Below are 10,892 nucleotides of genomic sequence, written 5' to 3'. Positions count from 1 at the left end.
GAAAAGGAGGTGCAGGATATGCCAACCATTCGTTCCAGTGCTGATCTACGGAACAGCTACAATGAAATTTCTACATTTTGTCATAATTATTCCGAACCGGTATTCATCACCAAAAATGGGAAAGGTGATCTTGCAGTCATGAGCATCGAAGCCTATGAAAATCTGGTCGGTAAGTTTGAGTTATACGGGCTTATCCAGGAAGGTCTTACCGATATTGCAGAAGGTAAAACCCGCCCGTTTTCCGAAGCCATGTCTGATATAAGGAGCCGCAGGAAAAGGTGAATTATCACATTCACATCACACATACAGCGGAACGGGATATGATAAGTGCTGCCGATTATATTGAATTTACACTCAAAAATCCGGAAGCCGCTGACCATCTGCTGGATACTGCAGAGGAAAAGATCAATGCCCTTTCCCAGTTTCCGCAGAAATTCCCATTGGTCGATGACCGCATCCTTTCTTCCTGGGGGATTCGTTTTACCATCGTAAATAACTATCTCGCTTTTTACCGCATTTCAGAAACAGAGAAACTGGTAACTGTTGTCCGTTTTTTGTATGCCAAAAGTAACTGGGCATCCATCCTGAAAACAGGATTCCCATTACAATAAGACAAAACAAATGTCTCCGCCCTGACCGGCGGAGATTTTTATTCCCTTTTACTTTTTCCTTTGGGAAATTCTAGGTGGAACTCTGCCTTTCCATCCTTCGTTCCCATAATCAGATACGCATTAAAGTATCTGTCCTTTTTGACAGAATACAGATCTTTCACAAATACCCTGCCTTCTTTCAGAAGTTCCGCTGCCATACGTTTATCCATTTTTTTCCTCATGCTGGCAAGAAAACGGTTTTCTTTCCAAAGTGCAAAGGAACAATCCCGACTGTCACAATAAAAATTATGTTTTCCTTCATAAACCGGACTCTGGCATACAGGACAGATACCGATTGCTTCTTTGTCCTGAAACTGTCTGCGTTCTTCTGAAGATATGCTCCTGCAGTCCACAAGAATTTCTTCCAGAAGCTTTATGATCCCCTCCATAAATCTTTCACTGTCTGCCTTGCCTTTTTCAACCGCAAGCAACTCATTTTCCCACTGTGCTGTCATGGCTGCTGATTTCAGTTGTTCCGGCAGGATAGATACCAGTTCCCTTCCTTCCATAGTAGGAAGAATCTGCTTTCCTTTTCGGACAGCATAATGGGAAGATACCAGTTTTTCAATGATCGCAGCCCTGGTTGCCGGTGTGCCCAGACCTTTTTTCTCTGTTTCTTTTTCAAAATCTTTATTTCCGGCAGTCTCCATTGCTGCGAGAAGTGTATCTTCACAAAATGGCTTCGGCGGTGCTGTAAAGCACTCCTTACATGCTGCCTGTATCTCCGGGAACACATGACCTTTTTTCAGATATTCCGGGAATATTCCTTCTTCCTCTTCATCCTCTTTTTCTGCCCCTGCTGATACTTTTTTCCGAAAAGCTGCTTCTACTTCTTTATATCCCATCTGCTCTGTTCTTTTTCCCTTTGTATGAAACTCATGTCCGGCACAGGTAACCGTAATTTCTGCCTGCTCATACTGGAAATCTCCTGCCACAGCTTTTAACACCTGCATGGAAGTCAGATATAAAAGACTCCTCTTCTTTTCCGAAAGCCCTGTCCACTCTGCTTTCATTGCCTGCTTTGTCGGCAGTATCGCATGGTGGTCTGTAACTTTTGCCGGATTGACCACACGCCTTACATCCGCATAAAAGGAAAAATCAAGAAATTCTTCCATCATATCCCCTGCAAGTTCCAGAAGTGTTTCCTCCATATCACTGGTCACATACCGGCTGTCTGTCCTCGGATAAGTAAGCAGCTTTTCTTCGTACAATTCCTGCAGCGTGTCCAGTGTTTCTTTTGCCGTATAACCAAACAGACGGTTTGCTTCTCTTTGCAGCGTTGTCAGGTCATATAATTTCGGCGGCAAACCTCTCTTTTTTTCACGATTTACCTCTATGACCTCTGCGGATTTTCCACTGCATAATGCAGCAAGCTGTTCTGCTTCTGTCCGGTCTTTGATACTTTCCGAAACAAATATCATATCTCCAGCCATCAGCCTGACCTTATAATAGGTTTCCTTTACAAAATGCTCGATCTTTTCCTGGCGTTCCACCAACATGGCAAGTGTCGGCGTCTGCACTCTTCCAACCCGGAAAGTTTTGCCATAAGTCGTAGTAAAAGCCCTGGTTGCATTCATACCTACCAGCCAGTCTGCTTTTGCACGGCAGACAGCCGCCTCTGCCAGATTTTGATATTCTGTCCCGTTTTTCAAATGGGCAAAGCCCTCTGAAATGGCAGCATCTTCCATAGAACTGATCCACAACCTTTTGACAGGAAGCTTACTGCCTGACAATTCATAGACTCTCCGGAAGATTAGTTCTCCTTCCCTTCCTGCATCACAGGCATTTACTACATATTCCAGATCTTTCCGGTTCAAAAGCATTTTTAATACCTCGAACTGTTTCCTGGTACTTTGTGATACCAGAAGTTTCCAATTTTCCGGCAGAATCGGAAGGTCCTCAAACCTCCACTTTTTATACGTTTCCCCGTAAACTTCCGGCGGTGCATATTCTGCAAGATGCCCGACACACCAGCTTACGATGCAGTCTCTTCCCAAAAGGAATCCATCCTTCTTCTGATAAGCTCCGATCACCTTTGCCAAAGCCTGTGAAACACTCGGCTTTTCTCCAATTACCAAATACATAACATATCCTCCTTCACTAAAATAAGGGCAGCCTTATTGGACTGCCCGTTTCCTGTCATTCCATATCCTTATTCATCCTCATCTTCATTGACCGTTTCCAGACCATCCCCTATTTCAAGGTTTTCACTGGGTGCTTCCTCTGTTTCCTTTTTGGAACGTATCTTCAGAAAATAAAAACCACCAAGTCCCAGGAACGCTACAAGACCGATCACACCCATCATGTTTTTACTGCCATCCTTCTGCGGCTCTTCTTCCTTCGGCTTTTCCTCTGGCGGCTGTTCTGTTTCCGGAATCACTACACTCGGCTCTGTTTCTGGTTCCTTTTTCTCAGATTCGTCTAAAAATTCCTGCAGGTCATTTTCATCAATCGTAGAAAGCATATAAACATTCTGTGTGTTCTGTGCCTTGTCTACCACCAGATAAAAAGTGTTGTTATTGGCTGTACGGATTGTATAAAACTCTTTGCTGGAATCCTTTGTGATATGGTCTACGACTTCTCCATTTCCGGGTACAGAAAAAGCATCTTCTGGTGTAACTTCCTCTTCTTTCACAACTGGTTTCTCTTCTGCCGGCGGTGCTTCTGTCTGCTGTGCCTGCTTTTCTGCTTCTGCGACTGCATTTTCATCCACATTCGCATATGCGGTCACTCCGTTTGCCCCAAACAGACACGCAGCCGTTACTGCCATAAGAACCAGTATCTTACGAATTTTCTTCCATTTCATATCCTAAATCCTCACTTTCTGATGCTTCCTGCACCATTTCTTCTTTCTCCTTATCCAGATCCATTTGATCCGGCACCTTACCTTTTGCGATTACAAGGGAACCCTCCTGCAGTCCGCAGAGCAGTTCAAATAATTCCCTGGGCGGAAGTTTCATCCCACGGATACTTTTGATGATCTCCATATCTTCATCCTGTTTCTGCATTGCCTGCACATTCCTCAGATGCTCCTGAAGCTGTGAAATCTTTTCTTTTGTTTTCTCTGTTTCATCCAGATAGCGTTTTAATTTTTTGTTCACTGTACCCTTTCTCCTTTCCATCATGGCAAACGTCCGAACGCCATGAAATGCTGTTGCCAGTAAGACGTTTCAATACTGGTATATTTAATAGGATCGCCACAATGGATCATCATGCCGTTTCCTACATAAATTCCCACATGGCTCGCTCCCGGCGTATTGTATGTACCCTGGAAAAAGATCAAGTCTCCCGGCTTTGCCTGTGAGGAAGGAACCTGTGCACAGCACCCCCGCAGTCCGTCTGCAGTCTGCCGCCCTACATTCCATCCATTCCCGCAATTGTTGATCACCCAGCTTACAAAACCGGAACAGTCAAAACTGGTACTCGGTGATGCACCTCCCCATACATACGGGTAACCGAGATATTTTTCTGCTTCACGGATCATATTTGCAAATTTTTCATCCGATAATGCCTCCGGCGGTATTTCATAACCAAAGCCACCTCCGCCAGATGGAAGGGACTGAATATCAAAAAGATAAGAACGGTTTCCATAGGTGTGATTGTAGAGGTCATATCGCTCTTCTTCGGCATCTGTCATACGGTTTCTCAGCACTGTATCCAGATCATGGTTGGTAAGGGTAACATCCATACGGTTAATTTCATGTGTCTGCGTCACTTCCACCTCCCGGTTTCCATTATCGTCTGCAATAAAGGCTTCCCATGTCTGGTGTCCATGTGCAGACGCCGTTGCATGATCGCCATAATAAACATCGAACTGAACACCGTACTGGTCAAAAGCTCCTGTATCCTCTACGGTGTACTCCACTCCATTCATCACAACTTTTGTCCCCATAGGTACAAATGGATTGGATGCATCCACTGCAATCGTATGGTTTGCTGTAGGATAAACACCGCTTGCAGTTGGTCCGCCTGACCACTGACCACAGCAGATGGAACAATTACAATAACCGCTGGTCACTACATTTCCAAGGGATTCTCCCACCCGCACTGTCCTTGTTTCTGTCACAGTTTCCCTGTGCGACTGTGTACGGATGGAATATTGTTCTTCAAATATCTCCTGCAGCTCCTCTGCCACCTGAGCATAGGTAAATTCACCATATTTCACTGTAAAATAGGAAATCAAATGATATGGGTTATGGCTGATCTCATCAATGTTATAACGGTATTCATCGTGTCCCTCATGGCGGTTCTCCATGCTGTTGATCTGTTCATTCAATGCCGCTTCCAATGCCGCATAAGCATTTTCCACTGCATAAATATCAGCATCCGTGCTGGCATAAGTTGTCCCTACAAAAGTAGTTCCAAATCCCTGTATCCCTGCCCCGCAGCTTGCAAGGGAAGTAGACATCAGGGCAAATAGAAGAGCAAAAATACCCAGTCCCACAAGCAGACCGCTGTTCCTTTGGAAAATCTCTTTCGCTACCTGTCTTGCCTTTACTGTCATACTTTGTACTGCTTTTACTGTATGTGCGGACTTCTTTCCATCTTTTGCAGCTTCATAGGCTTCTGTAATACGCCGCTTCTGCCAGAATCGTTTTATCTGTGCTTTCTTCTTTGCTTCACTCTGTGCTGCTTTCCCGGACATCCTTTCTGCTTCTTTTCCGCCCTCTGACATTCCAAAATGAAGAGTCTTCGGTCTGCCCTCCGGCATCTGTTTTTCCTTGAGACGCCCTGCATAAGACGAATGCTTTTTTCTCCTTTCCTGGGCATTTTTCAGCACTTTTGCCGCCTGCTCCGCTGCAAGTTCACTTTCCATCACACCCTCTATTGCTGTATTATCAGAAGCATCTTCTTTGATTTTTCCACGGAGCTGTGCCTTTGCCGCCATTGCAGTCACACTGGCAGCTTTTTTTCCGATCCCTGTTCCTGCACCTTTTACAAAACCTGTATCTTCATCATCAAAGGAAAGACGGCTGCCTTTTTTCTTCCCATCTTGTCCTGGATGTTCATGGGATTTTTCTGCTTCCTCTCCATCATTCGAAAAATTCTTTCCTTTATTAGAAGCCGCTTTCTTTCCTGCATATTCCTGAACCAGACGTTTTTTCCGGTTATGAATAACCGCTTCCTTTTTCTCCTTATATTTTTCATCAGAAATTTCTTCTGTTTCCTGAAACTGTTCCATCCGTCTGGAGCTTTCTCTTATGGATTCTTTCTTTTCCTTTATTTTTTGATCCGATACAGGCTTTCTCTGTCTCATTTTGGACAAAGAAGAAACCGCCCTTTCAGGCGGTTCGCACTCTTTTTCCCTGTACAGTTTTTGCGTTTCATGTTCCTCTGGCTTCTGTCCGTTTGTTTCCTTTTCTCTATAAAGTCTCCTTTTTCTATTTGTGGAAATTTCTTTTTCATCCCCAGTATCCGATTTTTCCTCCGGAGATCGTATTTTCGGGGGTGCTTCTGCCTTATGGCTGATTGATGTCAGGCTCCCATCTGACAGACTTTCTTCCATAAGTCCATCCCTGCTCATTTTCTGAACCTTTTTCTCCCTGGCTCTATATTCCTTCCCTGCCATCTGCATTTCCCCCTCTCCTGTTGTCATTAATCTGCTTCGCTACAACCACCATCCTTCCATTCTTCTGTGAATACTCACAGGTTGATAACGTCAGAAGCTTCTCACCATACTCCGCCTGGCAGTCTGTCTCATAAAGGGAACGTTCCTTACATTCTGAAACAAAAGCATCATACTCCTGCTTTTCATCCGCTTCGGCAAATGAATAGTAGGCAAAGCCACTTTTGGTATAAACCGATGTAGAAAATGCCGCCATGATTTCATATTTCTCATTCCCATGAAGTGTTTTCAGGGAAATATATTTATGTTCCTGGTAGAAATCTTCTGATTTATAATCCTCCAACGCCGCAAACATTTTCCCACTGTTCATGTGATGACCATATATGATCAGATTGTCACAGGCATCCGGATCACAATGCTCTGCTACAAATAAGGAACCATTTGCTGACCATTCTCCATAAAAATCACGCTTGAGATAGTAGTTCTTATCCTGTGGGCGGTACATAACCGGATAATCAATAACCGTTCCCTCTACCGCAAGCCACGCAACACAATCGGGATTTTCTCCGTGCAGGGCAAGCAGTCCTTCATCCACCGCTTCTATAGGATTGCCCTTTTCTTCCTGAAAAGGCTCTGTCCTTGTCGGCTTTTCATAAATATTCCGTATCGTTTCATAAATCTGGTTGTCCTTTTTCTCTTCCATATACATCCCCATCAGGGAATAAATACTAAGTGTAAGCAGCACAATGGAAGAAAAAAGAAGCAAACCAGCCAGCCACTTTTTCATTCTGTATCCTCCGCTTTGACTTCTTCTGTTTTCTCCTGCTTTTCAAGGTCAGACGGTCTGGTTGTCATATAGCTGTACAGCTTCAATGACTTGTCGAAACGGTCAATAAATGGAATGATTACATTGCCATAAAAAATCAAGCCTTCGCCCTCTCCGCTGTTTGTCACATAGGAAAGCTGATGTGGGGAAATATTAAGCTGTTTTGCAAGAATCTGTCTGTCCCCTGCAGCCTGATTGAGCATATAGATAAAGTCACTGTTTTCAAAAATATTTTCAATTTCCCGGCTTGCCAGCAGGTCTTTAATATTCTGCGTGATCCCAGTCGGGATACCTCCCCACTTTCTGAAGCGCTTCCAGATTTCCACGCTATATGCTGCAGTCTGTTCTTCTTTCAGAAGCAAATGGAACTCATCTATATAATATCTGGTGGACTTATGGGCACAACGGTTGATCGTTACCCTGTTCCAGACCTGATCCTGTACAATGAGCATCCCCAGTTTTTTAAGCTGCTTGCCCAAGTCTTTGATGTCAAAACAGACAATCCGGTTATTCAGTTCCACATTCGTCTGATGGTTAAATACCTTTAAGGAACCATTGACGTAAATCTCCAATGCAGTCGCAATCCTCTGGGCCTGCACTTCTTCCTGTTCACGCAGACAACGGTACAAATCTCCCAATACCGGCATATTTTCCGGAATCGGATTTTCAAAATATTTCTGATAGACAATGGGCAGGCAACGGTCAATGACTGACTTTTCTTCTGCTTCGATCCCGTTCCTGCTTCCCATGATCAGCTCGCACAGGGAGAGGATGAAATCACTTTTTACCCCTAATGGGTTATCATCATCCGAATAATCCATATTGATGTCCATAGGGTTGATGTAATCGTGACTGGTAGAAGAAATATGGATTACCTGCCCTCCCAGTGCATGGACAAGTGGATAATACTCACCCTCCGGATCTCCGATAATAATGTCATCCTGCGTAACAAAGAACGCATTTGTAATCTCACGTTTTGCAGAAAATGACTTTCCGGAACCCGGCGTACCAAGGATCAGTCCATTCGGATTTTTAAGTTTCTTTCTGTCCACCATGATCATGTTATTGCTGAGTGCATTCAATCCATAATACAGGGATTCCCCTGCCATAAAAAGCTCCTGTGTAGTAAATGGAACGAAGATTGCCGTAGAAGTTGTCGTGAGTGCCCGTTTGATCGGAACATGGTTCACACCAAGGGGAAGGCTGCTCATCAGCCCTTCCTCCTGCAGATAATCCAGCCTCCTTAACACGCAGTTAAATTTCTGTGCAATTCCCGCAGTCTGAAATACAGCATTTTCAAGCTCCTGCTTTGTTTTCGCTGTATTAAAAAAGAGCGCTGTTACAAGGAACATACGCTCATTTCTGGACTGGAGATCTTCAAGCAGCCGTTTTGCTTCCCCTCCATAGGTATTGAGGTCGGAGGGGATGATGTCCATATCATACCCGGAACGTACTGCTTTTTTCTGTTCTTCAATTTTCATACGGTTAATATCTGTAACCTTACTTTTCACCAGCTTGATTGCCTTCATCTGGTCTACAGACTGCACATGGAGATTGACGATCAGGTTTTTATCCATATCCAGAAATTCTGCAAGCATTTTATCAGTCAGCTCCGGTGCAAGGATCTGAAGATAAGATACCGCCCCGATGGTGTTCCCCATCTGGAATGTCTTTCCATCCTTAAACACAAAACTGGTAGGTGCGATAAAGTCCTTTGTCCCAAGCCCAGTTTTTACGAGCTGGCTGTAATCAAACCGGAACGGTACATTATTCTCCGGATTAAAGGTTTCATAGAGAATTTGCAGCCGTTCCTCTCCATTTAAAGGATAAGCAGTCACGCCAAGCACCTTGAAGTTATTCAGAATATCTGCTTCGATACGCTCCAGCTTTGGCTTTGCTTCACGGATATTCTCTGCTTCAATAGAAAACGTGATATACTTCGTCTTGACCAGACCATTATTCCCTTTTGCCAACTGGTTCTTTAACATCTGTGCATATTCCATACGCACTTCATCAAACTGGTCATTCTGTGGCTGGATACGGATCACCTGTTCAAATTCCTTCATACTGCTTTTATGGTTGATAAAAGAAAGCTGGAAATGGATTGTGCTGTCAAAATAATTAAGGAAGTCACACCAATTCTCAAAGATTGCATTTTTATCCTCATTCTGTGCCAACTGATAATTCAAGTCGTAGAAACGGATACATTTGGAATAAACCCTGTCCTGAACCCGGCAGATTCCATCCTTCCCCATTTCTTTATATGCAATAGTTTTCTGGACAGACAGGCTCTTCTCTCTTTCCCTTTTTTGGGAGGATTTTGTATTTCCCGCTGTTTTTTTGCCTGCCGGCTTTTTCTGTTCCAAGGGATAGTTTCTTCCGCCTCTCTTTTTCTGCCGTTTCAGTTGTTTTGCTTCTTCCTTTGCCTTACGTTTCTCCCTTTTTCTCTGCTCTTTCTTATTGATCTTCTCCCACTTTAAATCCTCTTTTCTACGGAGTTTCTCTTCTTTTTTAAGTCTTTTTTCTCTTTTTCGGAGATGCTTCTCCCGTCTTGTCATGCTTCGTCCCTCCCTTCGTTTTCCTGTTTTCTTCCATATGGTCCGGCATTCCCCCTTCAAATAGATTCACGGTTTCGTACCTGCGGACTGACGGCCGCAAAATTTTTACCCGGATGATATTGGATAAGATCTGTTCCAGGTGCATCCCATCCTTTTCGTACATGGCAAACAAAAATGCCGGGAGCATCAAAATCACCATGCCTGTGGCGGCATTGCTTGTCCCAAGTGTGTTTCTTGTAAGAAAATAAAAAGGGATGCCCAGTGCTGCCCCCAGCAGGATGCAGATAATCTGGCGTTTTGTAAGGTTGAACGCCACTTTATTTTTTACTTTTGTCAAGTCCTTTGGAACCTGCACATAAGCCATTTTCAATCACTTCCTTCCATACAACTATCCTTTGCCATTCATTTTTTAATGGCTGTTAAAAATACTCTTACTCAGGCTTCCTGTTTTCATCAGGCTGAAACATAAAATTACTGTATATGCTGCCACCCCAAAAAGTGCCGAGCTTAGGTCACCAGACATTTGCAGACCAGATACCAGTACCGCATAAATTCCAACACAAACCATCATCAGAAATGCCTGGAATGCAAGTGCAAACAGCCCCCGGAAATAATTTAACCCGATCTGCCCCCATTCCTTATTGGACATAGTTGCAAACGGGATTGGTGCAACGGAAGTGTAGAGGTAAATTTCAATCATACGCCCATACATGATGACCGTAATCACAACAGACATAATCTTCATACCAAAACTGACAATCAGCGTTTCCAGTGCCAACACAACAAGATCCCCAATCTCCATCGCTTCCATTGTTGTCTCTATATCCGCAATCGCTTCACTGATGTCAATGGCTGTATCCCCGCTGATCACCCCGGCGGCTGAGTTGACCACCGACTGCCCTACGTCAAAAACAGCCATTGTAATAGTAAACGTATTGCTTACCAGATACACAGCGATCCACATTTTCACAAAATACTTGAAGAACATCCAGGTATCAATTTCGTGCATATTGTTGCGTTCTGTCAGCATGGAGATCAGTTCATAACAAAGGACAAATGTAATGATCATCCCGGCAATAGGAATGATCACAGAATTTGAAAGCCCCTGTATCATGTTAAAAATGCTGCTGTTCCACCCCTGCGGTGTCTGTCCAACCTGAGCCGCTATCTGTCCCGTTTTATCATTTACATCCGTAAACATGGTGGTCAGGTTGGACTGTACCATACCAGTCAGTAATTCCCTCATCCACTCCTCGATTGCTTCAAAAATACTATCGAACATGGATGTACTC

At 43.9% G+C, this 10,892-nt stretch carries 10 protein-coding genes; 2 read left to right on the top strand and 8 right to left on the bottom strand.

Features of this window, described 5'->3' with window-relative positions:
- The first annotated feature begins 18 nt into the window (after positions 1-18).
- Together MUB50_RS03080 and MUB50_RS03075 are read left to right on the top strand one after the other, a co-directional pair.
- Complete coding sequence (locus tag MUB50_RS03080; RefSeq protein WP_117804286.1) at positions 19-282, top strand: type II toxin-antitoxin system prevent-host-death family antitoxin; 264 nt, start codon at positions 19-21, stop codon at positions 280-282.
- Positions 279-611 (top strand): type II toxin-antitoxin system RelE/ParE family toxin, encoded by a 333-nt coding sequence (locus MUB50_RS03075; RefSeq protein ID WP_244790052.1) that lies wholly within the window; start codon positions 279-281, stop codon positions 609-611. Before MUB50_RS03080 ends, MUB50_RS03075 begins: the two co-directional genes overlap by 4 nt.
- Before the next feature lie 38 nt (positions 612-649).
- Here the strand turns inward: MUB50_RS03075 and MUB50_RS03070 are convergent, their stop codons facing one another.
- The 8 genes from MUB50_RS03070 to MUB50_RS03035 all read right to left on the bottom strand — a co-directional run bounded on the left by MUB50_RS03070 (position 650) and on the right by MUB50_RS03035 (position 10,882).
- Positions 650-2,734, bottom strand: a complete 2,085-nt coding sequence (locus MUB50_RS03070; protein ID WP_244790050.1) for a DNA topoisomerase 3 — start codon at positions 2,732-2,734, stop codon at positions 650-652.
- Positions 2,735-2,802: 68 nt separating this feature from the next.
- On the bottom strand, positions 2,803-3,456 hold the full coding sequence (locus tag MUB50_RS03065; RefSeq protein WP_244790048.1) for a CD1107 family mobile element protein: 654 nt from the start codon (positions 3,454-3,456) through the stop codon (positions 2,803-2,805).
- A complete protein-coding gene (locus tag MUB50_RS03060; RefSeq protein WP_244790046.1) occupies positions 3,434-3,751 on the bottom strand; it encodes a DUF4315 family protein in 318 nt (105 codons plus the stop codon). The genes MUB50_RS03065 and MUB50_RS03060 overlap by 23 nt, the downstream gene beginning before the upstream one ends.
- 20 nt (positions 3,752-3,771) lie before the next feature.
- Complete coding sequence (locus MUB50_RS03055) at positions 3,772-6,219, bottom strand: C40 family peptidase (RefSeq protein ID WP_244790192.1); 2,448 nt, start codon at positions 6,217-6,219, stop codon at positions 3,772-3,774.
- The gene (gene srtB, locus MUB50_RS03050) at positions 6,200-7,003 is read right to left on the bottom strand and encodes a class B sortase (protein WP_244790044.1); all 804 of its coding nucleotides are present in this window, start codon (positions 7,001-7,003) and stop codon (positions 6,200-6,202) included. Before srtB ends, MUB50_RS03055 begins: the two co-directional genes overlap by 20 nt.
- Positions 7,000-9,600 carry a VirB4-like conjugal transfer ATPase, CD1110 family gene (locus MUB50_RS03045; RefSeq protein WP_117804293.1) on the bottom strand — a complete coding sequence of 867 codons (2,601 nt, stop codon included), beginning with the start codon at positions 9,598-9,600 and terminating at the stop codon, positions 7,000-7,002. Before MUB50_RS03045 ends, srtB begins: the two co-directional genes overlap by 4 nt.
- Positions 9,554-9,964 carry a PrgI family protein gene (locus MUB50_RS03040; protein ID WP_117804294.1) on the bottom strand — a complete coding sequence of 137 codons (411 nt, stop codon included), beginning with the start codon at positions 9,962-9,964 and terminating at the stop codon, positions 9,554-9,556. Before MUB50_RS03040 ends, MUB50_RS03045 begins: the two co-directional genes overlap by 47 nt.
- Before the next feature lie 45 nt (positions 9,965-10,009).
- Positions 10,010-10,882, bottom strand: a complete 873-nt coding sequence (locus tag MUB50_RS03035) for a VirB6/TrbL-like conjugal transfer protein, CD1112 family (RefSeq protein ID WP_117804295.1) — start codon at positions 10,880-10,882, stop codon at positions 10,010-10,012.
- Positions 10,883-10,892 lie beyond the last annotated feature (10 nt).

It is taken from the genome of Blautia sp. NSJ-140, assembly GCF_022868965.1.
In the GTDB taxonomy this organism is placed as follows: Bacteria; Bacillota; Clostridia; order Lachnospirales; family Lachnospiraceae; genus Blautia_A.
Note: the sequence above shows the minus strand (reverse complement) of the source record. Positions and strands in the feature narration are given on the sequence as shown.

Excerpts from the sequence above, each read along its gene's own strand:
- MUB50_RS03080 (WP_117804286.1), top strand. The coding sequence starts at position 19 with ATGCCAACCATTCGTTCCAGTGCTGATCTACGGAACAGCTACAATGAA.
- MUB50_RS03070 (WP_244790050.1), bottom strand. The coding sequence starts at position 2,734 with ATGTATTTGGTAATTGGAGAAAAGCCGAGTGTTTCACAGGCTTTGGCA.
- MUB50_RS03065 (WP_244790048.1), bottom strand. The coding sequence starts at position 3,456 with ATGAAATGGAAGAAAATTCGTAAGATACTGGTTCTTATGGCAGTAACG.
- MUB50_RS03055 (WP_244790192.1), bottom strand. The coding sequence starts at position 6,219 with ATGGCAGGGAAGGAATATAGAGCCAGGGAGAAAAAGGTTCAGAAAATG.
- srtB (WP_244790044.1), bottom strand. The coding sequence starts at position 7,003 with ATGAAAAAGTGGCTGGCTGGTTTGCTTCTTTTTTCTTCCATTGTGCTG.
- MUB50_RS03045 (WP_117804293.1), bottom strand. The coding sequence starts at position 9,600 with ATGACAAGACGGGAGAAGCATCTCCGAAAAAGAGAAAAAAGACTTAAA.
- MUB50_RS03040 (WP_117804294.1), bottom strand. The coding sequence starts at position 9,964 with ATGGCTTATGTGCAGGTTCCAAAGGACTTGACAAAAGTAAAAAATAAA.
- MUB50_RS03035 (WP_117804295.1), bottom strand. The coding sequence starts at position 10,882 with ATGTTCGATAGTATTTTTGAAGCAATCGAGGAGTGGATGAGGGAATTA.